Below are 25188 nucleotides of genomic sequence, written 5' to 3' on the forward strand. Positions count from 1 at the left end.
TTGGACATTTCAGCGGTCAGGGTACTCTATGTATTCTGACCGTTGATGTATAGAAAGGAGGCAGGCATATGAGCAGAGAGTTCAATATTGACTATGTTTTTAGCTTTATCCCGAAAATGCTGTCTTACTTACACATCACCTTGTTTATTGTGGCAAGCTCGCTTGTATTGGGGCTTATCATTGGTCTGTTGGTTGCGCTGCCTCGCATGTATAACATTCCATTTCTCAAACGTGTTTCTCAAGTGTATGTTTCCTTTTTTCGCGGAACACCTATTCTAATCCAATTGTTTCTGGTGTATTACGGCCTGCCAGAGCTACTAAAGCTGTTGGATATCAATTCCTCCAGATGGGATGTGCTGTGGTTTGCCGTAGCGACCTACGCGCTCAATAGTGGAGCCTTTATTTCCGAAATTATCAGGTCAGGAGTAGAGGCAGTAGATCGAGGACAAATCGAGGCTGCGCAGTCCGTCGGCATGTCAGGCTACCAGACCTTTACACGTATCATAATGCCGCAAGCGCTGGCTGTGGTGGTTCCGGTATTTTCCAATCTGGTGATTGGCAATCTGAAGGATACTTCGCTGGCATTTACGATCGGAGCGATGGAGATGACAGGGAAATCACAGACATTAGGGTCGGCTACCCAGCATTTTGTTGAAACCTATATCGCGTTATCCCTTATCTATCTGGTGATCAGTCTGATTTTACAAAAATTGTTCAAGGTGCTGGAAAATACGCTTCTCCGGCATGAGCATCGGGATGCAGTACAGAAAGAACCCGAAAAACGAAAAAGCTTTGTGGTGCGTTACCTGAGAAGTCCCCGTCTTAGTAAAGGAGGTAAAGGCATATGAGTCTGGATTTTGGCTTTATATATACTGCCTTTTTAGGGTTGTTCTCCGCGTTGCCCAACACTTTAATTATTACGGTGGTTTCCGTACTGGCAGGGTTGGTCATCGGTATTATAACGGCGCTGGCGCGAATTTATAAGGTTCCTGTGTTGTCCCAGATTTCTCACGGTTACGTCACCTTTATCCGTGGCACACCGATGCTGATGCATTTGCTGCTTATTTATTTCAGTTTGCCTTTGTTGATTGATGCGGGAGCGAAGCATTTCGGCTGGCCGCTGCAATCCAAAGATGTTCCTTATATGGTATTTGCACTCATTTCGTTTTCCATTACCAGTGGCGCGTATATGTCTGAGGTCGTCCGTTCTGGAATTCAATCGGTCAACAAGGGACAAATCGAGGCGGCTTATGCCGTCGGTATGACGACGTGGCAAGTGCTGAGACGGATTGTATTTCCGCAGGCGTTCGTGGTGAGTTTGCCAAACCTGACGAATTCCGTTATTGGGATGCTTCATGGCTCTACCTTGGCTTTCACGGTATCGGTCACAGAAATCCAGGCACAGGCTGAAATTCTGGCATCTACCAACTGGAAATATTTAGAGGTATATATCGCGGCTGCACTGCTATTTTGGGGCTTGACGGTATTAATTGAGCGAATATCCGGCTTGGTGGAGAAAAAAATCAATGTGTTTAATGGAGGTCGAGCATCATGATCCGTCTGCAAAATATAACGAAGTCGTTCGGCAAACATGAAGTGCTCAAAGGCATTGATTTGACCGTGAACAAAGGCGAGGTCGTCGTTATTTTAGGCCCGAGCGGTTCAGGAAAAACGACTCTGCTACGCTGCATTAATTATCTGGAAAAGCCGAATGATGGGGAAGTCAGCATTGGCGATTTTACAGTGAACTGCAAGCGACCTGCGAAGAGGGATGTTTTGGCTCTACGTCAAAAGACGGCTATGGTTTTTCAGCAGTACAATTTGTTCAAGCATAAAACAGCACTGGAAAATGTCATGGAAGGGCTTGTCGTTGTCCGCAAGGTCAAGCAGGAGGAAGCGAAAAAAATTAGCATTGAAGTGCTGGAAAAGGTCGGTCTGGGTGAAAAGCTGAATCATTATCCAAGCCAGCTATCCGGAGGGCAGCAGCAGCGTGTCGGCATAGCGCGTGCCTTGGCGCTGAACCCGGAAGTGATTTTGTTCGATGAGCCGACTTCGGCGCTGGACCCTGAATTGGTGGGTGAGGTGCTGTCGGTGATCCGCAAGATTGCGAAGGAAGGCATTACAATGATTGTCGTTACACATGAAATGGGCTTTGCGCGCGATGTTTCAAATCATGTGGTATTTATGGATGGCGGTCATATTATCGAGGAAGGCACACCGGACGACATTTTTAACCACCCCAAAGAGGAACGTACCAAACAATTCCTGAAACGGATTACACCGGAATATAACTATTCAATTTAGACGGGAGAGGGAGACATGAGTATTAAAATCGGAGTATTGGATCAAAGCCCTATACACGAGGGGGAAACGGCAGCGCAGGCCCTTCGTAATACGATTAAGCTAGCACAGCGTGTAGAGGAATTGGGGTTTACGCGTTTCTGGGTATCAGAGCATCACGATTCCGAGCAGGTTGCGGGCTCTTCGCCAGAGGTACTCATTTCCCATTTGCTGGCACGCACTGAACGTATTAAAGTCGGTTCTGGTGGAGTGATGCTTCAGCATTACAGCCCTTATAAAGTAGCTGAAAACTTTAATGTGCTGTCCTCTCTTGCACCGGGTCGCGTAGATTTGGGAATTGGACGCGCGCCGGGCGGGTTGCCGAAATCCACACAGGCGTTACAACGAAACGTTCATGACGCGCCTTCTCTCGAAGAAAAAATTGATGAAGTAAGTCGCTATATTCATAATATTCCGTCTGAAGAAGGACCGTTAGCCGGGTTACAGGCGAATCCGATTCCAGAAACACCAGCGGATATTTACGTTTTGGGTACAAGTACAGACAGTGCTGGAATTGCTGCGCGTTTGGGGTTGCCCTACGTTTTCTCGCAATTTATCAATAGTAATGAGCAGATTGCATTGGAATCATTCCGTACGTATCGGGCGTCTTTCGATTATAGTTATGGACGTGAGCCGAAAGCTCTTTTTGCGCTTTCAGTCATCGTAGCGGACACTTCCGAGGAAGCTGAGGAGTTAGCAGGGGAGCACAAGCTGTACAAAATTCATCTGGCCAGTGGCAAGACGGCTACGGTGGGCACGCTGGAAAGTGCAGAAGAGTTCGGCAAGCAATCAGGTGAAGGATATACAATTGAAGCTACACAAGCGCAAATTAACAAAGGGAATAAAGACGAAATCTATGCTGTGTTGACGGAAATTCAAGCGAAGTATCAGGCCGATGAGCTAATTGTTACGACAGGAATAAGGGATATACACAAGCGCGTGCGCTCGTTCGAGTTATTGCATGAAGCTTTTGCCGGGTTGCCTGTGCAGTCCTAGATGTTGTTGGTCTGAGAGAATTGTAACTATTTTGGGTTCACGAAGGAGGAATAGGGATGAGTGGATCAACCGGGACGAAGGAGCAGGTTTTGGAGCAGAAGCTGGTGGACATTCGCCGCCATCTGCATCGAAATCCCGAGTTATCTAACGAGGAGGTTGAAACTACCGCCTTTATCCGCCGTCTGCTGGAAGAACAGAACATAACCATTCTGGATGTGCCGCTGCGTACCGGATTAGTAGCGGAAATCGGCGGACAGCAGGAGGGACCAACTGTCGCGCTTCGTGCAGACATTGATGCGTTGCCTATTCAGGAAGAGACGGGATTGCCTTATGCTTCGGTGCATCCCGGCAAGATGCATGCCTGTGGGCATGATTTTCATACCGCATCCCTGTTAGGAGCAGCCGTATTGTTGAAGCAGCGGGAGCAGGAGCTGAAAGGCACGGTTCGGCTGGTGTTCCAGCCAGCTGAGGAAAAGGCCAAAGGCGCTGCCCAAGTGCTGGACAGCGGTGCGTTGGCAGGGGTGCAGGCCATATTTGGCCTACATAACAAGCCGGACCTGCCAGTAGGCACGGTCGGCATCAAAGAAGGTCCGCTAATGGCAGCGGCGGATGGTTTTTACATCGAGGTGGAGGGTCTGAGCACACATGCGGCAGTGCCGCATGCAGGGATTGACCCCATCGTGGTATCGTCACATATCATTACGGCGCTGCAATCCATTGTGAGTCGGAGCGTTAATCCGCTGGATAGCGCGGTCATTAGCGTCACGAAGCTGCACAGTGGCAACGCCTGGAACATCATTCCTGACCGCGCCCATTTGGACGGAACCATTCGCACATTTGACGAAAATGTTCGCGCCCAGGTGATTGAGCGCTTCGAGCAGGTCGTAAAAGGCGTTGCGGATGCTTTCGGCACGAAAGCATCCATCCGCTGGATCGAGGGTCCGCCGCCTGTGCTGAACGACGGTAAGTTGGCCGTCATCGCGGAGGAGGCGGCAGAAGCGGTCGGTCTGGACGTAGTTCGTCCCATACCATCCTCGGCGAGCGAGGATTTTGGGTTTTATCAGAAGAACATCCCTGGTGTATTTGTCTTTGTCGGCACTGCGGGAAGCCAGGAATGGCATCATCCTGCCTTTGATCTGGACGAACGCGCGTTGCCCGGAACAGCGAAGCTACTGGCTTCACTGGCAGAATCGGCATTGATATCCATAGAGTAGGAGTGCAAGCCTAGTCTATGGATACTTATCCCCTCCTTGTAGAGGGGATATTTTTGTTTGACGCTATATCATTCCAATGATAGTATAAAATTGTAATTTTATTCAAAAACGAGAGTGGGTGTAATAAGAGAGTAGGCGTTGTCCTTTTAGATGTCTCGTAAAAATAAAAGGTATGGAGGTTAAATAAATGCCGAAGAAAAATGGAATGATCATGGCTTCTTTTTCATTGGTAGTGGCTGCTTCTTTACTGGTTGGCGGGGCTAACGTTGGTTCAGCAGCCTCAGATTTGGAAAGCACTTCTGATATAGCGTCGACAAATATTAATTTGGCTGCTGCTGATATACCTGCTAAATTTAAGCCATCGGTAGAATGGGTTTGGAAGAATAGAATGGTCAAAGAAGGCTCCACCAACCGTAAAAATTTGATTTTTGATCAAATCTATGCGGGAAAAGGAACGCTAAATTATGTAGTGCGTTGGCAATCCTCTAAAAATATCACTCTTCAGCAGCGTAAAGATATGGCTTCCATGCTGAGTCGCCAAATCAATAATTGGAATAAGCAGTTGAAAGGGTATGATGGCTGGCCTTATAACAATATTACAGTAAAAATAGTAGGCTGGGCCGTTGCGAATCCATCACAGATTCTTAACAAACAATCTAATGAAATCGTTTACACGGATACCATTACGGATGACTTAAGTAAAACAGACCCGAATATTCCAGCTAAACTTCCAGTTGCTCCTAACGCACTATCGAGATTTGAACATTTTATGGACCCTAACTATTCTTACCCAGGTGGCCTGGACAAGCGGTTTGATATGTACTTATGGGGAACGTCCAATTTTCAAGGCGGAGCCGGCGGGGATTGGGGGCAACGTATGCCTGATGATTATATCCTGAACACCTTGAATTCGGATGAAATCCAGATTACAGAGCACGAGATGGGGCATGGATTCGGCTTGCCTGACTTCTATGAAGAACATGAGCGTCCACCCGGTGGGTTTCCTGTGCCAACTATTATGTGGGCCGGAAATTCCCCCAAAATAACAGAGTGGGATACCTGGATGTTGCGTTATACCTGGAGCCAGGTTAAGAAGGATACCTCTCGTTTTCCTAACCGCTAAAAAATGCTAGAGTAGTGTGAAAAAAGCTTATAAATAGAGCCGTTTGTTCCAAAATCAAATTCTATGGTGGAATTGATTTAGTGAATAAACGGTTTTTTCATTTTATAAAATACCAGTTTTGTGCATGCAAAGATCAAGTATATGTTCCAAGATACGATTAAAATGACTAATTTAAATCATTAAGGAAAATATTGACGATGCAATAATCCAGTGATAATATGATTTGTGATTATTTACAAAAAACGACAAGGAGATTTGATAGTGTACTCTTAATCTCCTAGATTAGTTCGCAAACACGAAAAGAGAGGTGATAGAGATAGTTATTTCAAGAAAACTATTGCAATAATACAAATGGATATGGAGGTACATACATGTTGAACAGAAAAGGAATGATGATGGCTTCTTTTTCAGTAGTCATTGCTAGTTCATTACTGATGGGAAACGCTAGTTTTGTATCAGCGGATTCTCATCTAAACGGGGATTCTGTGGTTGCGGCAACGGGTGATTCGACGTTAGCTGATATGCCAGCTTATCTCAAATCCTCGGTGGAATGGGTTTGGAAGAATAGAATGTTGACCGAAGGCTCGACGGCTCGTAAAAATACGATTTTTGATCAAATTTTTGCGGGAAAAGGGACTCTTAATTATGTTATACGCTGGCAATCCTCTAAGCCCGTCACACTGAAGCAACGCCAGGATATTGCTAAAATGATAGATCGGCAGATGAACCATTGGACAGATCATCTTCAAGGATATGACGGTTGGCCCTATAAGAATATTAAAGTAAAAGTGGTAGGCTGGGCTGTTGCCGATCCTTCACTGCTCCTGAACAAGCAGCCTGACGAGGTCATTTATACGGATACCATTACAGATACACTAGCTTCTGAAAAACCGGAAATTCCTGCTGCGCTTCCAGTTGCGCCTAATGAAATATCCCGGTTTGAGCATTTTTCGGACCCGAACTATTCGTATCCGGGTGGATTGGATAAACGCTTTGATATGTATCTCTGGGCCACAGAAAATTTTGGCGGGGGAGCCGGCGGCGACTGGGGACAGCGTATGAATGATGAATACGTTCTGAGTACGGTAAACTCGGATGAGATTGAGATTACTGAACATGAAATTGGTCACGGATTTGGGTTAAACGATTTTTATGAAGAACATGAGCGTCCACCAGGTGGATTCCCAACGAACACCATTATGTGGGCCGGCAATTCCGATCATATCACCGACTGGGATGTTTGGATGCTGCGTTATACCTGGAGTCAAATCAAGAAGGATACGGCTCGTTTCCCAATCACGACTAAAGACGACGAGGGCCCAATTGAAACAGATCCTGATGAAATCGTGAACATAGCACCTGCGGCAACGGCTAGCAGCTCTTATACTTCATCTTGGGAAAATGTAAGCGCGCTAAACGATGGATTTGAACCTGCCAATTCCAACGATAGAAGTCATGCTGTGCATGGTAACTGGCCTGAGACGGGTACACAATGGGTCCAATATGATTTTGATCAAGAATATACGATATCCCAAACGGATGTCTATTGGTTCAAAGATGGCGCTGGCGTTGATGTTCCTAAATCTTACAAGATTAAGTATTGGAATGGTCGTAGCTGGTCCAATGTCAAGCAGGCTAATGGATTGGGTACTTCGGCAGACCAGTATAATACGACCACTTTTACGCCTGTAAAAACAACGAAATTAAGAATTGAAATGGTATCCAAAGGTTCAGCATCCACAGGAATCTTGGAGTGGAAAGTAGCAGCGAATCAGTAAGTAATCTCTTGAAATGAGATGGAGGGAAACGACGAATGTTGAAGAAAAAAGGAATGATGGCGGCTTCTTTTTCAGTAGCCATTGCTAGTTCATTACTGATGGGAAACGCTAGTTTTGTATCAGCGGATTCTCATCTAAACGTGAGTTCTGTGGTTGCGGCAACAGGTGATTCGACATTGGCTGATATGCCGTCCTATCTCAAATCCTCAGTGGAATGGGTTTGGAAGAATAGAATGTTGACTGAAGGCTCGACTGCTCGTAACAACACGATTTTTGATCAAATTGATGCGGGAAAAGGGTCACTCAATTACGTTGTGCGCTGGCAATCTTCTAAGCCCGTTACACTGCAACAACGCCAAGATATTGCTAGAATGCTAGGTCGCCAGATGAATCATTGGACGGAGCATCTCAAAGGATATGATGGCTGGCCCTATCAAGATATTAAAGTAAAAGTAGTAGGGTGGGCTGTTGCTGATCCTTCACTATTACTGGACAAGCAACCTGACGAGGTCGTTTATACGGATACGACTACAGATGAGTTAGCTTCCGAAAAACCTGAAATTCCCGCTGTACTCCCGGTTGCGCCGGCAGCCTTGTCCAGATATGAGCACTATTGGGACCCATACTATTCGTATCCGGGTGGATATGATAAACACTTTGATATGTATTTGTGGGTAACCGAAAATTTTGTAGGAGGAACCGGTCAGGATTGGGGCCAACGTGTGAATGATGATTACCTTTTTAGCACTTTAAACTCGGATGAGATTGAAATCACGGAACATGAAATTGGGCATGGATTTGGCTTAACTGATTTTTATGAAGAACATGAGCGTCCACCAGGTGGATTCCCAACGAACACCATTATGTGGGCCGGCAATTCCGATCATATCACCGACTGGGATGTTTGGATGCTGCGTTATACCTGGAGTCAAATCAAGAAGGATACGGCTCGTTTCCCAATCACGACTAAAGACGACGAGGGCCCAATTGAAACAGATCCTGATGAAATCGTGAACATAGCACCTGCGGCAACGGCTAGCAGCTCTTATACTTCATCTTGGGAAAATGTAAGCGCGCTAAACGATGGATTTGAACCTGCCAATTCCAACGATAGAAGTCATGCTGTGTATGGTAACTGGCCTGAGACGGGTACACAATGGGTCCAATATGATTTTGATCAAGAATATACGATATCCCAAACGGATGTCTATTGGTTCAAAGATGGCGCTGGCGTTGATGTTCCTAAATCTTACAAGATTAAGTATTGGAATGGTCGTAGCTGGTCCAATGTCAAGCAGGCTAATGGATTGGGTACTTCGGCAGACCAGTATAATACGACCACTTTTACGCCTGTAAAAACAACGAAATTAAGAATTGAAATGGTATCCAAAGGTTCAGTATCCACAGGAATATTAGAGTGGAAAGTAGCAGCTAACAAACTTTAAGCATCATATTATTTGTCCAAAGGTTGTCTCCTGCGATATTTGTGGGAGACAACCTTTTTTAATTCATAGCTGAACAGTTAGAGTCTGATGAGATCAGGCTTTTTTTTCGTCTTGATTATGATGCTTGTTTCCTTCATATTTGTATCTGTGTTTTGCTAAATTCTCGTATGAATGGATCACTAAGAATGAACGGGTGTACGATAGTATGTATAATGGACATCAGACATGAAAGAAAAGAGGACAGAAAGCGATGAGTCACGACGTGAATGCTCCTTACGATGTACATGTAGCATATGGACCGGTGTTTGAGCTGCTCAGCAGCTTACACACCTTTATTTGCCGCAAGGCTTACAAGAAGACCGATTTATCAGCCGGGTGGGCGGAGCAAGTGCGTAGAACGCTGTCTCCAGGTTTGTCCAAATTGCTGGAGTCCATGGAAATCAATGCAGATTGGAAGGTTATTTATGGACTCGTCTGTATGCTTTCTGATCAGGGGAACGTTGAAGAGGTCGTAGACCGTCTGGAGAACCGGGCTGTACAGGAATTAAATGAACAGGCATCAGCCTTTGGGGTCCCGCTGCCTGACGATATGGAGAAGCTTCGTAAACTTGCTTTGCAACTGCTATCTGGCTGGGACGAGGAGTATTTTCGCCATGTGGATACAAGTATTCTAAGCGGTCTGGAACAGGAAGCTGAACGGAGAAATAAGGAGAAGGGCTTACATAGCTCTATGGAGTGGGTGGATCGTACCACTAATGGCTTCCGGTTCGAGCCTTCCGAAGGGCTGACACGGGTGTTGCTGGTGCCTCAATACCATTTTCAGCCGATTAATATCATTTATCGATTTGGGTCGCTCCTGTTGTGCCATTATTCGGCAGGGATTTATGTTCAGGAGGACGATTTTTTATCCCCACAGGAATATCGAATGATCCGAAGTTTGGGGGAGAAGAGCAGGCTTAAGATTTTAAAATATTTGTACCAAAGCCAGTCTCCACGAACCTTTATTGAGATTGTCCGTCATCTCAAGCTGTCCAAGGGAATCACCCACGACCATATTTTTAAGCTCCGGGCCTCTGGCTTCATCCATGCACATTTTGATGGTGAAACATTGCTCGGCTATAGCGCACGGCTTTCGGCTGTGGATGAAATGCATCGGAGCATCCTGGGCTATATGGAGCGAAATTAGGCTGCACTCACCAGTTAGACTTTAACACTTTAAACAAATAGACGTCGATCATTTGGAATCCAGATGAGATGACGTCTATTTTTTTACATAAAAAATGGAGTTCTCTCTTTACAGAACCGGAATAGATTCCTATAATGAGATTTATCTTATTAATTACAACTTGTTCGATCGGAATTTACTAAATTAACTCGGGGGGATTATTTTGAAAAAGGGAATTATTCTACTCAGCAGTCTACTTCTGGCAAGTTCTACCTTATTAGCAGCTTGCTCTAGTGGTGGATCAGATAGCACTAGCGATGCTACTTCGCAAAATAGTGATGCCGCACAGACAGCCGCTACAGCGCAGCCATTAACAAGTCTGGTACAAGCTTCTGATTTATCCAAATTGCCGGAAGTGTCCAAAAAGAGAAGCGACACGATTATTGTTGGTCTGACTGACCCAGCCGGGGTGTTTACTCCGTATTTTAACCAAAGCGGCTATGACGGCAACGTGATTTCGCAGTTGTGGACTCCGCTGGTCACGGTAGACGAGAAGGGGCTTCCGCTGCCCAATCTGGCTAAGAGCTGGGATATTTCTAAGGATAATCTAACGTACACGTTTCATCTGGTTCCCGGTACAAAATTCAGTGATGGCTCTCCTTTGACAGCAGAGGATGTCGCTTTTACCTGGACGTTGATCTATGACAAAGCCTATCCTGGTGACAGCCAAATCCGAAAGCTGAACATTAAAGGCGGCAAAGACTATACGGAAGGCAAGGCAAAACAAATTGAAGGAATCAAGGTGATTGATGCGCAGACCATTTCTGCGACGTTAGAAAAACCAAACGCGCTGGCTCTGCCGATTCTGGGTGACTATGTACTGTCCAAAGCCTACTACGGCAAGGATTACAAGTTCGGACAGCTGGATTATTTTAAAAATTTACATAGTAGCCCTCTGGGAAATGGGGCTTATAAGTTGGAAAAGTTCATTCCAGGGCAAGAAGTTCGTCTGGAGGCGAATGATCACTTTTTCAAAGGCAAACCGAAAACACAGCATTTCATTTACAAAACAGCAGAAGGCGACGCTTGGCAATTCATAGAAACAGGCGATACCGATTTTGCTCAATTCACCGCAACTCAGGAAAATATAGACAAACTAAAAGGGCTTGGCTTTTTAAACATTTTGCCGTATACCCCTAGCACTTACGGATATTTGCAAGTAAATCTTGAAAATGAAAAGCTTAAGGATAAAAAGGTTCGTCAAGCATTGACCTATGGACTGGATCGGAAAAGCATTTATGTCGACGCAGCTCAGGGAGCAGGGGCGGTCGCAAACATTCCAGCTTCCCCAATATTCTGGTCTTACACGACCGATGGAATCAATCCATATAACTACGACCCAGAGCAAGCGAAAAAGCTGCTGGATGAAGCGGGCTGGGCAGAAGGTAGTGATGGCATCCGTGAGAAAAACGGTCAGAAGCTGACCATTCACCTGCTGACCTCTAAACGTCCAGAAACAGATACCTTTATTGCGCTTGCGGCTGAAAATTACAAAGCGATTGGTGTTGACCTACAGCCGGAAATCTTTGCAGACTTTAATGCAATGGTCGCCAAAGTAGAAGGTAAGGATTATGATCTTGCCGCCTTTTCGACAGGCATGCTGACAGATCCATCAGATGGAATCGAGCAATTCGTCAATGGAGAAGTCAAGGGATATAACAATCCAAAGGTAAAAGAGCTGTATGAAAAAGGCTTGTCTACGACGAATATGGAAGAACGCAAGAAAATATATCAAGAATTATATGTGCTGCTAAACGATGAATTGCCCGTAATTTTTACCAACTATAAGAAGACGGTGTATGCCTACAATGGTCGGATGGAACATGTAAAGGTCAGTCCGTTCATTGGCTTGTCTGGTAATCTGTTCGAATGGTCCCTTAAATAAGCCACATTTGCGGGCCCCTTGTGAAGAACATCAGGTTCGGATCAAGGGGCCTCCCAAATAGGGGAAACGTAATGAGTAGCCTGACCTTGAATTGAAAGGAGTCTGTCATGAGCTCGTTTTTAACGAAAAGACTGACGTATATGGTTATTATTTTGTTGGCCGCTTCGATGATGATTTTTTTCCTGTATGCCATGACACCGGGAGATTTCATTAGCGGCAATCTGAAGCTGTCGCCAGAGAGAAAGGCGGAGCTGAGGGAAATTTACGGCCTGAATAAGCCTATTCTTGAACGCTATGGAAATTGGCTGGGCAATGCGCTGCATGGAAATTTTGGTTATTCGCTTGCCCAGCAAAAGCCGGTGCTGACCTTATTTAATGAGTATATCTGGAACTCGTTTTTGCTGGCCGTTGTATCGACCTTCCTGACCTGGTTTATCGCGGTCATTATCGGTGTGGTTGCTGCTTATAAGCAGTATTCATGGTTTGATACTCTGGTAATGGTGGTGATTTTCGCTGCCATGTCTGTGCCCTCATTTTTTATCGGGTTGTATCTGATTAAAATCGCAGCAGTTGACCTGAAGTGGTTGCCACCCGGTGGCATGCTTAATACGGGGAGTAACGCTACAGGTATGGAGTATGTGAAGGAGGTTCTCCAGCATATGACCTTGCCAGTGATCGTTATGACGTTGCTGGGACTGGGGTCGTTGACCCGCTACTTCCGTAGCAATATGATCGACGTGATCCAGCAGGATTATATACGCACAGCCCGTGCAAAGGGCTTAAAGGAAAGAAAGGTACTTTTTACGCACGCATTGAGAAATGCATTGCTGCCTGCCATTACGCTCGTTGGCTTCGAATTACCTGCGCTGTTTGGCGGGTCCCTGATTATTGAAAAGATTTTTAATTGGCCAGGAATCGGTCAGTTGTACATGCAATCCTTTTCGCTCCGGGATTATCCACTACTTATGGGCTTTACGATGCTAATTGCCATATTGAGCGTTATCGGAACACTGTTGTCCGATATTTTGTATCGCATCGCGGACCCGCGTGTGAAAGTGTAAGAAGGGGGCTAAGGAATGTCATCCGTGAGCAGTAATTTGAGCAAGAGCAGCGGCAGACTGCGAACAACTGTTAAATCTTCAATGTGGCAGCAAGCGCTCCGGCAGCTGTTCAGAAACAAGCTTGCTATGGCTGGTCTGCTTGTCGTGGTATTTATGTTTTTGCTCTGTTTTATCGGTCCGCTATTTTCTCCTTATTCCGATAATAAAACAAATATATTAATGATGAACAAGGCGCCAAATATCCATCACTGGTTAGGAACAGACAAGCTGGGGCGGGATGTGTTGACACGTGTGATGCAAGCAGGTCAAATTTCTCTTACCGTGGGTTTGGCTTCAATGGTATTGTCAGTCTTTTTGGGGGCTACGCTGGGGGTCATATCCGCATATTTTCGCGGGATTGCGGATCAGATTATTATGCGCGTTGCTGATTTGCTGCTGACGATTCCCAGTTTGCCCCTGCTATTTATTATGGGCGCGCTGCTATCTGACTGGAAGGTTCCACCCGATCAACGGATGTATATTGTCATGCTGATGCTTAGTCTGGTCAACTGGCCGGGGATTGCACGGATGGTGAGGGGCCAGATGCTTAGTTTGCGGGAACGTGAATTTATGCAAGCCGCGACGGTACTGGGACTCTCGAATCGTCGAAAGCTGTTCAAGCATCTGCTGCCGAATATTTTACCGTTGTTGATCGTTATCGCTACATTGAATATTGGCGGAGCCATCCTGAGTGAATCTGTGCTCAGCTTCTTTGGCCTTGGCGTGCTGCCCACAACACCGACTTGGGGCAACATGATTGATGCCGCTAACAATGTACTGGATTTTCAGCAACGTCCGTGGTTGTGGATACCGCCAGGACTGTCTATTTTTGCTACAGTCATCGCTATTAATATTTTTGGTGACGGGCTGAGGGATGTACTTGACCCGAAACATAAGAGGTAGGTGATCATACACCATGGACAATTTACTTTCTATTGAACATTTAAGCACTCATTTTTATACAGAAGAAGGAACGGTTAAAGCGGTGGATGATATCAGCTTCCGTGTGAAGCCAGGGGAAACGGTATGCATTGTCGGTGAATCGGGATGCGGCAAAAGTATTACTGCGATGTCCATCATGGGGCTGATCCAGAGTCCCGGTGGTAAAGTGGCAGGCGGAAGCATCCGCTTTGAGGAAACCGATCTGATAGAGCTTAGCAGAAATGAGATGCGCACGATTCGCGGACATGAAATATCCATGATCTTTCAGGAGCCGATGTCTTCATTGAATCCGGTCATGACCATTGGTGAACAGCTATCCGAACCACTGATTGAGCATTTGAAAATGGGCCGTAAGGAAGCTCGTAAGCGAGCACTGGAGCTGATCGAACAGGTCGGTATATCCCGGCCGGAGCAGATTTTAAAAAGTTATCCGCATGAGCTGAGCGGGGGGATGCTGCAGCGAATTATGATTGCAATTGCTGTTTCTTGTGGTCCCAAGCTGCTTATCGCGGATGAGCCAACCACCGCTCTGGATGTAACGATTCAGGCGCAAATCCTCGATATGCTGCGTGAATTTAAAGCCCAATCCAATATGTCGCTCATGCTAATCACCCATGATCTGGGTGTTGTCGCTGAAATGGCCGATTACGTCATTGTGATGTATGCAGGCAAGATCGTCGAGGAAGGCGAAGTGGTACAGCTGTTTAATCATCCCAAGCATCCTTATACACGAGGGTTACTAAAATCCAAACCGGTGCTTAACCAGCGCCAAGAGGAACTGTATTCCATTCCCGGGCAGGTACCTAATCCGCTGGAGCTGACGACTTCCTGTTATTTTCATGACCGCTGTGGGCAGTGCATGGACATTTGTCGTGTAAAGGAGCCTACATTAAAAGAAGTTTCAGCTCAGCAGAAAGCATCCTGCTGGTTATATGAGGAGGCGGTTGTTCATGGCTGAGCCGTTGTTGGAAATAGACCGCTTAAAAACGTACTTTCCGGTGAAGTCCGGGTTTATGAACCGTACTTCAGGACATGTGCGGGCGGTAGACGATATCAGCTTTACGATCCGTCAGGGTGAAACCTTCGGATTGGTAGGGGAATCGGGGAGCGGTAAAAGCACGGTGGGCCGCACGATTGTTAGATTGACGGATAAAACGGACGGTACCGTAAAATACAAAGGGGTGGATCTGCACAGCTTGTCTGACAAAGGGATGCAGGAACTTCGTCCCAAAATTCAGCTGATCTTTCAAGACCCATATAGCTCGCTGAATCCGCGTGTACGGATTGGTGATGCCATTGGTGAGGCGCTACTGGATCACGGTATAGCAACGAAGGAGGAGGTCCGGCAGATTGTGCTGGACGTGCTCAAGCTATGTGGATTGTCAGAGTATCATATCGACCGTTTTCCCCATGAATTTTCGGGAGGTCAACGCCAACGGATCGGCATTGCCCGAGCGCTGGCGCTTCAGCCGGATCTAATTATCGCTGATGAGCCGGTATCAGCGCTGGATGTGTCCATACAGGCGCAGATTATTAACCTATTCGCCAAATTGCAGGCCGAACGGGGTCTGACATATTTGTTCATCTCGCATGATTTGAGCGTGGTGGAACATTTGTGTTCCCGTATTGGCGTGATGTATTTAGGCTCCATGGTCGAAACGGCATCGCGTGACGAGCTATTCGGGAATCCGTTGCATCCGTATACGAAGGCGTTGCTGTCGGCTGTACCTATTCCGGTGCCGAAGCTGAAGAGAGAACGTATTTTGCTCAAGGGGGATATTCCAAGTCCGGTTAATCCGCCTTCGGGCTGCAAGTTCCATACTCGCTGCCCCTTTGCAATCGACCGTTGCTCCAAAGAGATTCCACTCTATCGTGAGGCTCGTCCAGATCACTGGGTAGCTTGCCATTTGGCTGAATGAACAAAGTCAGTCAGCAAATTTTAAAGCCGTTGAAACGGCAGACCGTTCACAAGAGTGAAGGGGGCTGCTGTTTCAACGGCTTTTTAATGTCGTGATTCAAACAGCTTGGGTTGACAACACACCTGGAGCAGCGTTATATTAAATAGTAATCGTAATGATTACTATTTAAGGTATAAAATCATGTCCATATCCGTGTTCATCAATCTCGCGGTAGTGATGGTGAACCTTCATGATTGGCATATATCACAAGGAGGAGCTTTACATGGCCAAGAAGTCAAAAGTCGTAAAAGAGAAGAAACGCCAGGAAATTGTAGCTAAATATGCGGACCTGAGACGTGAATTGAAAGCAAAAGGGGACTACGAAGCTTTGCAAAAGCTTCCGCGTGACTCATCTCCAACCCGCCTGAAAAGCCGTTGTGAGCTGACGGGCAGACCTAGAGGATACTTGCGCAAATTCAAGCTGTCTCGTATCGCGTTCCGCGAGTTGGCACATAAAGGCCAAATTCCAGGAATTACGAAATCAAGCTGGTAAACAGGCACTTATGTCGATCGTTAGCGCATGGAGATTATCTGTGTTGTTAACCTGAGGATATGTCTTATAGAAGGTTGTAACGGGAATGCTTCATGTCGTAGGGGGACATGGGGCATTCCTTTTCCATGGAAAATATTATCGTTTGTATTGATTCTCCTTAGATGGTTAGGTAGAATATGGACGGGTTAAAAATATACATAACAAACGATTACATAATGTGGATATATCAGATTATGTATACCTCAGGAGGAGCTACAAGATGGAAGTGAAACAGAGAGAGGACTCCTTTTGGAGTATGGTCAAAAAAGGAAACAAATCCTCGGGCTCGGCGGCGTTAGGTAATACCGGCATTGCTCTGATTAAGGGGATTGCTTTTGCCTTGACAGGCAGCGGCTCTATGTTTGCTACGATGATGCATTCCATTGCGGATGCAGTGAATCAAATGTTTGTATTCGCGGGCAGTGTACTGGCAGAGAAAAAACCGACAAAACGCTTTCCTACCGGCTTTGGACGAGTGATTAACCTGTTTTGTATGGTTGCCGTTATTGTTGTAACGATTATGGCCTATGAAACCGCATTGGAAGGCATTCATTTGCTGCAGCATCCGGCTGAATCTACACATGGATTTTGGATTAATGTAGTAGTGCTGATTTTGTCACTAGTGGTGGACGGATTTGTATGGAGCAAAGCGATGAAAGAAGTGCTGCATGAATCCAGAGTAGAAGCGAAGGGGCTAAGCATTTTCACCACTGCGTTCCGCCATGTGGGGCGTGCTGCACCGCCAACCCGGCTGGTGTTTTATGAAGATTTGGTAGCAACAACGGGTGGAGTACTTGCTCTGCTAGCAGTGGTGGTCACATCGCTGACAGATTTTAAACTGCTGGACGGAATTTCGAGTATACTCATCGGTTGTCTGATGGTCGGTGTTGCTTTCCGGGTCGGTTACGACAACATGGTAGGCTTGATTGGTGTATCTGCTCCTCCTGATATCGAAGAACGTGTGGCTTCCATTATTCTAGCAGATACACATGTAACGGATATTTATCAAATGCGTATTTTACAGGAGGGACGCTACTATCACGTGGAAGGGTTGATTGAGCTTACACCGGGCATGACGCTGGCAGATGCTGACGATATTAAATTTAGAGTCGAGGACGCTTTGCTACGTGATCCTAATATCTCAGATGCAGCATTGGGTATTCTGGAAGATGACGGGATTAGAAAGTGGAAACAAGAGAAACCCACAGTTTAGAAAAAATGATCAAAGCGAATCTGGACGGGGATTGGCAATAGTGTAAAATAAGAGCTTCCATGACCACAGCAACGGGGCATGGAGGTTCTTTTACTTTTTCTCAATTGTTTTACTACCCCTTTGAATTTAGGATGATTGTTAGATACAATGAAAGCGTTAACAAAAAAGAAGGTGAAACAAATGCTTCTCATGGGGAGGAAATGCAAATGAGTCTTCTGAGGAAGGCTTGGCCTGCTTCGCGGCTCGTTAAGGCGCTGGCTGGCGGCATGCAGGATTCAGCAAGGCAACGGTTAAGGAGTAATTGGACAAAAAGGCTGCGGACGACTGTCTCTGAGCCGATATACGCCGAACTTTGGATGGATATTGTGCGTGTCTGTAAAGATAATCGGGAAACATCATGGCCTGAACTGCCGTTGTCTCTGTTTCGGGAATTTACTAATACAGGAGAGCGCAAGCCGTATGAGGATGTGTACTTTGAACGGCGTGGACGACTGGTTGCTATAGTGCTTGAAGCTGTTGTCAAGCCGGAGCCTCGAAAGATGAAAGAGGTGGAAAGCGGTCTGCTGGACATATGTAGCGAGTACACATGGGCGCTTCCTGCACATGTCAATGAAGAGGACACAGTAACACCGCCTTGGCAGCAGGTGGATTTATTCGCGTCCGAAACAGCACAAACGCTGGTTGAAATTTTATTGCTGCTAGGAGAACAACTGGCTAGCCATGTGGTCGCTCAGGTGCACGAAGAGATTGAACGTCGTGTGCTGGAACCCGTTTTTTGGAAGCCTCGTCATTTTGGATGGGAAACCGCAGATCATAATTGGTCGGCAGTATGTGCTTCCGGTTGCGGAATTGCAGCATTGCTGCTGGTAGAAGACGACTTTTCCAGAGCGGTAGCCATCGAGAGTATGCTGGGCGCGCTGGATTGTTTTTTGGCAGGCTACAGAGAGGATGGGGGATGTCCCGAAGGCGTAGGTTACTGGGTATACGGCTTTGGTTATTTCACTTATTTTGCCGATATGCTGCGTGAGTTTACCGAGGGAACTGTGGATATTCTGAACTCGGAAAAGGTTAGGCAAATCGCAGCCTTTGCAGAGCGGGTTCATCTGTCGGATGGCATTTTCGCTAATTATTCGGACAGTAGTGAAACGGAACGATTGCCTTCCGGACTCATTTCTCATTTGAATTCTTTGCAAGGACGACCATCTACACTCCCTTTCCGCGTACCTGGTCTGTTGGAAGACCCCTGTCGCCGCTGGGCTCATGTATTGCGCAACTTGGTCTGGACGAATCCTCTGGCATTCGGGAGCGGTGAGACCGTTACCAATTATTTGCCGCAACTCGGTTGGCTGATGTGCCGCAGCTGCAGTTCCAGCCATAGTGGACCCGAAAGCCAAAAGGGTGAACCAGGTGTCATGCTTGCATTTTCAGCGAAGGCTGGGCATAACAATGAACCGCACAATCATAACGATCTTGGACATTTCATCCTTCATGGCGGTGGCGAAAATATATTGTGCGATCTGGGAGCAGGCTTGTACACGAAAGCCTATTTTTCATCGGGACGAGAGTCGATTATTAATATCTCCTCCGGCGGTCATTCCGTGCCTGTCATCAATGGGACTATGCAGCAATCGGGCGCACAGGCAAAGGCGGCTGTGCTGGATATTGCTTTGGATGAGCAGGAGGAGGTACAGACGGGCACAAGGCTTAAGCTTGATTTGACATCTGCTTATCCTGTAGAAGAATTGGCAGTCTTCACCCGCTCCTTTACATGGAATGTGCTGGAGGGAAACGAGGGGGCAAGGCTTACCGTCACAGATCATTTTGAGTTTGAAACGTCTGGCGTGAGCATGAAGTCACGGGATGTGGAGGAGCTTTTGATCAGTCGTATTCAGCCTAATCTGGGAGCAGGCTTCGTGGAATGGAAGGGAGCGAACGCAGGGGTCAGGTTAGATTATGATGCCAGCGTGCTGCGGGCGGGGTTGGAGGCTGTGAAGCACATAGATCATGACGGAGTTCCTTTTGTGTTTTATAAAACATCGCTGCAACTGGACTCCAATCAATGGAACGGTTCTGCAAGCGTAGATTGTAATCTGTTTTTTACCATACATTAATTTTCATTTTGAATGGGAGGCAGACAGGATGAATAAGCTGCAGACAGGCAGCGTGTACCCTTGGCAGACGGAGCTGGAGAGATTTATTGAACAGGTGGAAAGCGCGCCAAATCGAGTGAATGACGGTTGGACTCACCAACATAAGCTGGCTGTGCTGGAAAAGCTGGTTCGCGCATATGCCCTGCATCAGGACGAAACCGGAGCTATCATTGACCCCCATTCTGAAAGTGAACGGTACTACTCCACCCCCTCCTATGCGTTGGCTGCGGCGGTGTTGGTCAAAGAAGGCCGGCATGATTTACTGGAATCTGCTGCTGCGGCCTTGACGCATAGCATAGCTTGTGTAGTGGAGGAAAAAGCGCCAGATCACCACCCAGACTTTTTTCCAATTATGATGATGGGAGCGTATCGGCTCCTTAAAAATCTGCTGCCAGAACAAGCCATGGCATGGAAGCAGCAACTGAGCAGAATTCAGCCGGAGCAGACCTACATTTTTACGATGAGCAAAATGAAAAATCCGAACCGGATGATCAACTGGAATGCGATTATGATTTCCGGCGAGTTTTTGCGTGCAACGGAAGGAATTGCAGCCGATTCGGAATGGATGGAGACGTATATCCGCAGCTACCATTTGCCTCGTTTTACCAGGTTGGGCCTGTATCAGGATGGTCCGTTGGATCGGCCCAATAGCCCATTTGCCTACGATATCGTTACACGTTTTCATCTGGGCGTGATGCTGGAGAACGGATATGATGGCAGCTGCGCACTCGAACTGCGTGACCACCTTCGCAAGGGGGCGCTCAGCACATTACTGGCGCTATCCCCGCACGGGGAAATTCCGCCGCGTGGAAGAAGCGCCCAGCATCAGTGGAACGAATCGGCGGCGGCCTTTGTCTTTACAACACATGCACAGCAGGCTTTTACAGCAGGAGAGCATGGGCTCGCAGGTGCGTTCCGACGGGCAGCAGATCTATGCTGGCAAGCGATTAGCCGCTGGCAGACGGATGACGGCAAGCTGCATATCGTCCGCAACCATTATCCGTCCGAGGCACGGCATGGCTTTGAGGTGTACTCGAATCATACCTGCTACAGTCTGTGGACGGCGGCTGTGCTGGCCCACACCCTTCTACATGGTGAGGAGATGGATCGCATTTCCCCAACCTTCATCCCGGCGGAGATCGGCAGCCGGGTGTTGGCAACGGATGGCTGGTTCCAGACTGTCATTGCAGCCGTAGACGGGCAGCAAATGCTTGTGCAAACATCGGTCAACGACCCGTACAATATTCCGGGCATCGTGCGTATTCAGCAGTCTGCGCTGCCGTCGCTGATCGGTCCGTCCTCAGCAGGTCATGCAGACCGCGGCTTTACAGGCTTCGCGGAGGGAGATATTTTCCCGTTGAGCTATACCCCGGCCTGGCAAACGGAGGACGGAAAGTGGCACAGCTTGTCGGAGGGCATTCCCGGTACGCTGGAGTTCGACCGGGATGGAGGGATTGACCCGCAGGATGGTGGAGGAACCGTACAGATGGAACAAAGCTCAGCGTCTGACGGAGCAACGGATTTTACACTCCTGTGGGAAGGCCCATTCCCGGGAGTGAGGGAAATCCGAACGCATTATCGTCAGGTACCCGGCAAAATTGAAGTGGCGTATGAGCTTCAAGGCAATATTCAGAATGTAGGGGCACTTATTCCCCTAATGGCGTACGACGGTCGGGAGCGCAGTGTTATTCATCATGTCATGTCAGCTGGGAAAGAAACGGAAAGCATTCGAGTAGAATACGCAGGTGCAAGCCTTGAAGTCATCCCGACGACGGAAGGAACGAATGTGGTCTGGCCGGAAGAATTAGCTTCTGTGGCCTGTCGGAATGGTTTACTTAAGGGAGCGCGTCTGGAATGTGAAGGTAATCGCATTTCCTTTATCATTCGGTTACCTGAATAGATAGAGCTGGAGCCATAAATATGGTTTAACATGTGGAAAAAGGAGAGGAAAAAGAAATGACGAAAGCAGAAGCGTGGCTGGAGCAATCGTGGGAGCTGGCTTTGGATAAAACGCTTGCCTTGGCGGCAAGACTGGGGGACGCTTTTCCACATGTTGCAGAGGGTGGACGTTATGATAATCGTGAAGAAGCGTGGTGGACAGCAGGCTTTTATCCGGGACTGCTATGGCTAGCCAATCGGGCTCGTCCTGACAGTGTGGCTGCCGGGATTGCACAGCGGTGCGAGGGTCGTTTGGAAAAAATACTCTATAATAGCGAAGCTGTAGACCATGATCTTGGCTTTATTTGGCTGCTCAGCGGCGTGGCCGCCCACCGATTGAACGGAGATTCTGAGTCCAGAAGACGTGGGTTATTGGCTGCCAATCTGCTGGCTGCCCGTTTTAACGTGAATGGCCGTTTTATTCGTGCGTGGAACTTCCCCTCGAAGGACATGGATACACGGGGCGTTGCGATTATAGACAGTATGATGAATCTACCCCTGCTTTATTGGGCTTCGGAGGAAAGCGGAGATCCGCGTTTTGCCGCTCTCGCTGTGCAGCATGCAGATACCGTAGCACGTGAATTTGTCCGTTCGGATGGCTCTATCGCACATGTGATCGAATTCGATCCGGAGATTGGAAAAAAGGTCGCCGAGCATGGTGGACAGGGATTTGCTCCCGGTTCTGCCTGGGCACGTGGCACGGCTTGGGCTTTGTATGGTTTTACGCTTTCGTATGGGTACACGCGCGATTCGCGTTATTTGAAGATGGCCGAGAACACGGCTGACTTTTTCCTGTCCCAGCTGGGCGATGCTTGCCTGCCTGTGTGGGATTTTAGAGCAGAAGAAGAGCACCGCGGGGCATGGGATTCATCGGCGGCGGCAATTGCGGCCAGTGGTTTGCTGGAGCTGGCAAAATATTCGACGCGTGCAGAGCATTTTACAGAAGCTGCAGCATCTATCCTCGAGGGCTTGCATCATACATGTACAGCGTGGGGCGAGGAGCATGAGGGATTGCTGATGAACGGGACTGTACATTATCCTGAGCAAAAATACATCAACGTTCCCATTATCTATGGCGATTATTTCTTTGTCGAGGCATTGGCAAAGCTGCGCGGAGAAGAAGGTTTGTTTAGTATTGAATGCAAAAAAATATAGTGTATAAGCGTGCAAGAACGAACTCATTTTAATCATACGGTCGTTTGTCAGATTTACGGAATGAATTGTGAAGCAGCGTGTGTGTAATTTCATTTACATATACGCTGTTTTTTTATGCATGAAAAGGCTGGATTTATTTCGATGCCAAAGTACTACTTATAGGGGGTTAAGAGATTGTGGCTGAGCTTATTTTGTACCCAATCAGAGAAAAATCATTGATATAAGCTCTTAACTCCTATGAAAAATTTCATTTTGATGCATGGAAATAGGTCCTTTTACTTGTTTAAGAGCATTTACTCGTAAATTGACAATATAGGTGGGTAACCGTATGATATCTTTTTGTGTAAAGGAATAAACTGGATTTTAAATCTCATTTGCAAAAGGAGTTATACATATCATGACAGCAACAAGTGATTGTACAAAAAGAATATACGGAGGATTTTGGATAAGAACGGCAGCGTTTGTGATTGATCTGATCATCCTTACTGCCATAGTCCTTTTAGTAGGGGGCGCAATTTACATTATCCCAGATCTTCTGGGCATAAAGGAGACGGGTTTCATACAAGTACTGCTTATGTTGTGGCCGCTGATCTTATGGCTCGTAGTGCCATGGTTGTACTGTGTGTTATGGGAATCATCGAAGGTAAGAGCAACACCGGGTAAGCTGGTGTTCTCTTTAATTGTTGTAGACAAGGAAGGAAAGCGTCTTGGATTCTTACATGCCTCAGGACGTTATTGGATTAAAGCCATTTCTTTTGTAATTGCTCATATTATTTATATTGTGGTTGCTTTTACTGCCAAAAAACAGGGACTCCACGATCTTTGTACCAACACCTTTGTTGTGAATAAAAAGGAGTTGCAGCACATGAGCAGCAATTGTCCTTCACTCCAGTAGCTTCAAATATCATGAATTAAGGAAATTTCCGTTGCAGAAGATGGGTCTATTATGTAATATTAAGTGAATGATAATGATTATCATTTTCTATAGACTATATAACTTGGAGGATACATCCATATGCTACATGTAAAAAAATCGACCAAACTCCCTATACTGGCGGGAGTACTGCTCATTATAGCCGTTGTACTATCAGCTTGTAGCTCTCAAGGAAATGTTGCCCAAACTTCCCCTACAGCAGGACAGGCTGCAAACAGCACGGTTCAAAAGGAAGAGGCATCAACAACGCCGACCACCCGAGAATATACAGACTCTCAAAAACGTAAAGTAACGATTCCGGTAAATCCACAGCGGATCGTTTATGTAGGCAGTGATCCGGGGGATTTGCTTGCCTTGGGTGTACGTCCAGCAGGTGCGAGTCTGAGTGTCATTCAGTCACAAATTGTGTATGCGGACCTTACCAAGGATATTACCGATGTAGGCTACCCAGTGAATCTGGAAAAAGTGACGATGCTGAAACCGGACCTTATTCTTCACGACAATTGGGATGAAAAGGCGATTGATACGTTAGCTAAAATTGCACCTACCGTGGCTCTTCATTCCGACCAGGCAACTTTTGAACGTATGCAGGAGCTAGGTAAACTTCTTGGAAAAACTAAAGAGGCAGACCAATTCAAAACCTTATATGACGAGAAGGCCAAACAAATGAAGGCCAAGCTGGATGTTGACATTAAGCCAGGAGAGACAGCGACGGTGTTGTTAGTTATGGGGAAGAACCTGTATGTTATGGGACATCAGGGTGCATCCGTGTCCTTGTATGATGTGCTTGGCTTTAAACCGGCTCCCAAGGTACAAACAGACCTGATTGATAAAAAAGAGCGCTTTGCTACCATTTCTAACGAGGTGCTTCCTGCATTTATCGGGGATGAACTATTTATTCTGTCGGATCAGAGTAAAGAAACAGTTGCAGTTACTAATAATCTGATGAACAGTGAAATATGGAAGACCATTCCCGCGGTTCAAAACAAACGGGTATATACACTCGACAGCTCATGGAATTTTGATGATGCCATCACGAGAGAACGGCTTCTTGAACAAATTCCAGATTTGATGAAGCAAAAGTAAACATGGAACCAGCCAGTGCCTGAAAGCATTAGCTGGTTTCTTTGTTTTCTCATTATGCTATGAATAATTCCCTTGCTTAACCTATCTCTTATCAAGCTTTCTCCACCAAATCCTTCGCCAAATCCTCCTCGTAGCGTACTCACACAAACGAACCCTGATGTCCTTTATTTATAG

Annotated in this window: 21 protein-coding genes; all 21 read left to right on the forward strand. The window is 46.7% G+C overall.

What is annotated here, in order from left to right:
- Positions 1–68 precede the first annotated feature (68 nt).
- The 21 genes from ACM1ND_RS11220 to ACM1ND_RS11320 all read left to right on the forward strand — a co-directional run bounded on the left by ACM1ND_RS11220 (position 69) and on the right by ACM1ND_RS11320 (position 25014).
- On the forward strand, positions 69–848 hold the full coding sequence (locus tag ACM1ND_RS11220; RefSeq protein WP_076160203.1) for an amino acid ABC transporter permease: 780 nt from the start codon (positions 69–71) through the stop codon (positions 846–848).
- Entirely contained in the window at positions 845–1555 is a 711-nt protein-coding gene (locus ACM1ND_RS11225; RefSeq protein WP_061830372.1) for an amino acid ABC transporter permease, read from the forward strand. The genes ACM1ND_RS11220 and ACM1ND_RS11225 overlap by 4 nt, the downstream gene beginning before the upstream one ends.
- Positions 1552–2304 carry an amino acid ABC transporter ATP-binding protein gene (locus tag ACM1ND_RS11230; protein ID WP_023988357.1) on the forward strand — a complete coding sequence of 251 codons (753 nt, stop codon included), beginning with the start codon at positions 1552–1554 and terminating at the stop codon, positions 2302–2304. Before ACM1ND_RS11225 ends, ACM1ND_RS11230 begins: the two co-directional genes overlap by 4 nt.
- A gap of 15 nt (positions 2305–2319) precedes the next feature.
- The gene (locus tag ACM1ND_RS11235) at positions 2320–3336 is read left to right on the forward strand and encodes an LLM class flavin-dependent oxidoreductase (protein ID WP_418027710.1); all 1017 of its coding nucleotides are present in this window, start codon (positions 2320–2322) and stop codon (positions 3334–3336) included.
- A 56-nt stretch (positions 3337–3392) separates the two neighbouring features.
- A complete protein-coding gene (locus tag ACM1ND_RS11240) occupies positions 3393–4550 on the forward strand; it encodes an amidohydrolase (RefSeq protein ID WP_075154123.1) in 1158 nt (385 codons plus the stop codon).
- A 187-nt stretch (positions 4551–4737) separates the two neighbouring features.
- The gene (locus ACM1ND_RS11245) at positions 4738–5673 is read left to right on the forward strand and encodes a dockerin (RefSeq protein ID WP_023988360.1); all 936 of its coding nucleotides are present in this window, start codon (positions 4738–4740) and stop codon (positions 5671–5673) included.
- Between the two features lie 371 nt (positions 5674–6044).
- Positions 6045–7451, forward strand: a complete 1407-nt coding sequence (locus tag ACM1ND_RS11250) for a discoidin domain-containing protein (protein WP_418027712.1) — start codon at positions 6045–6047, stop codon at positions 7449–7451.
- A gap of 35 nt (positions 7452–7486) precedes the next feature.
- Complete coding sequence (locus ACM1ND_RS11255; RefSeq protein WP_071558817.1) at positions 7487–8896, forward strand: discoidin domain-containing protein; 1410 nt, start codon at positions 7487–7489, stop codon at positions 8894–8896.
- A 250-nt stretch (positions 8897–9146) separates the two neighbouring features.
- Positions 9147–10082, forward strand: coding sequence for an ArsR family transcriptional regulator (locus ACM1ND_RS11260; protein WP_023988362.1), 936 nt, complete (start codon positions 9147–9149; stop codon positions 10080–10082).
- 202 nt (positions 10083–10284) lie between these two features.
- Positions 10285–12006 carry an ABC transporter substrate-binding protein gene (locus ACM1ND_RS11265; protein WP_023988363.1) on the forward strand — a complete coding sequence of 574 codons (1722 nt, stop codon included), beginning with the start codon at positions 10285–10287 and terminating at the stop codon, positions 12004–12006.
- Between the two features lie 107 nt (positions 12007–12113).
- The gene (locus tag ACM1ND_RS11270) at positions 12114–13067 is read left to right on the forward strand and encodes an ABC transporter permease (protein WP_023988364.1); all 954 of its coding nucleotides are present in this window, start codon (positions 12114–12116) and stop codon (positions 13065–13067) included.
- A 15-nt stretch (positions 13068–13082) separates the two neighbouring features.
- Positions 13083–14009 carry an oligopeptide ABC transporter permease gene (opp4C, locus tag ACM1ND_RS11275; RefSeq protein ID WP_023988365.1) on the forward strand — a complete coding sequence of 309 codons (927 nt, stop codon included), beginning with the start codon at positions 13083–13085 and terminating at the stop codon, positions 14007–14009.
- Between the two features lie 13 nt (positions 14010–14022).
- Entirely contained in the window at positions 14023–15006 is a 984-nt protein-coding gene (locus tag ACM1ND_RS11280) for an ABC transporter ATP-binding protein (protein ID WP_418027716.1), read from the forward strand.
- Positions 14999–15967: an ABC transporter ATP-binding protein gene (locus tag ACM1ND_RS11285; RefSeq protein ID WP_028542370.1), complete on the forward strand. Its 969-nt coding sequence runs from the start codon at positions 14999–15001 to the stop codon at positions 15965–15967. The genes ACM1ND_RS11280 and ACM1ND_RS11285 overlap by 8 nt, the downstream gene beginning before the upstream one ends.
- A gap of 262 nt (positions 15968–16229) precedes the next feature.
- Positions 16230–16499 carry a 30S ribosomal protein S14 gene (rpsN, locus tag ACM1ND_RS11290; protein ID WP_028542369.1) on the forward strand — a complete coding sequence of 90 codons (270 nt, stop codon included), beginning with the start codon at positions 16230–16232 and terminating at the stop codon, positions 16497–16499.
- Between the two features lie 259 nt (positions 16500–16758).
- Positions 16759–17751 carry a cation diffusion facilitator family transporter gene (locus tag ACM1ND_RS11295; RefSeq protein WP_023988369.1) on the forward strand — a complete coding sequence of 331 codons (993 nt, stop codon included), beginning with the start codon at positions 16759–16761 and terminating at the stop codon, positions 17749–17751.
- A gap of 206 nt (positions 17752–17957) precedes the next feature.
- On the forward strand, positions 17958–19862 hold the full coding sequence (locus ACM1ND_RS11300) for a heparinase II/III domain-containing protein (RefSeq protein WP_028542368.1): 1905 nt from the start codon (positions 17958–17960) through the stop codon (positions 19860–19862).
- 28 nt (positions 19863–19890) lie between these two features.
- Positions 19891–21801, forward strand: a complete 1911-nt coding sequence (locus ACM1ND_RS11305; protein WP_028542367.1) for a hypothetical protein — start codon at positions 19891–19893, stop codon at positions 21799–21801.
- 56 nt (positions 21802–21857) lie between these two features.
- Positions 21858–22994 carry a glycosyl hydrolase gene (locus ACM1ND_RS11310; protein WP_418027719.1) on the forward strand — a complete coding sequence of 379 codons (1137 nt, stop codon included), beginning with the start codon at positions 21858–21860 and terminating at the stop codon, positions 22992–22994.
- A gap of 397 nt (positions 22995–23391) precedes the next feature.
- Positions 23392–23889 carry an RDD family protein gene (locus ACM1ND_RS11315; protein WP_023988373.1) on the forward strand — a complete coding sequence of 166 codons (498 nt, stop codon included), beginning with the start codon at positions 23392–23394 and terminating at the stop codon, positions 23887–23889.
- 120 nt (positions 23890–24009) lie between these two features.
- Positions 24010–25014 carry an ABC transporter substrate-binding protein gene (locus ACM1ND_RS11320; protein WP_023988374.1) on the forward strand — a complete coding sequence of 335 codons (1005 nt, stop codon included), beginning with the start codon at positions 24010–24012 and terminating at the stop codon, positions 25012–25014.
- Positions 25015–25188 lie beyond the last annotated feature (174 nt).

This window comes from Paenibacillus sp. JJ1722, assembly GCF_048282685.1.
Classification (GTDB): domain Bacteria; phylum Bacillota; class Bacilli; order Paenibacillales; family Paenibacillaceae; genus Paenibacillus; species Paenibacillus polymyxa_B.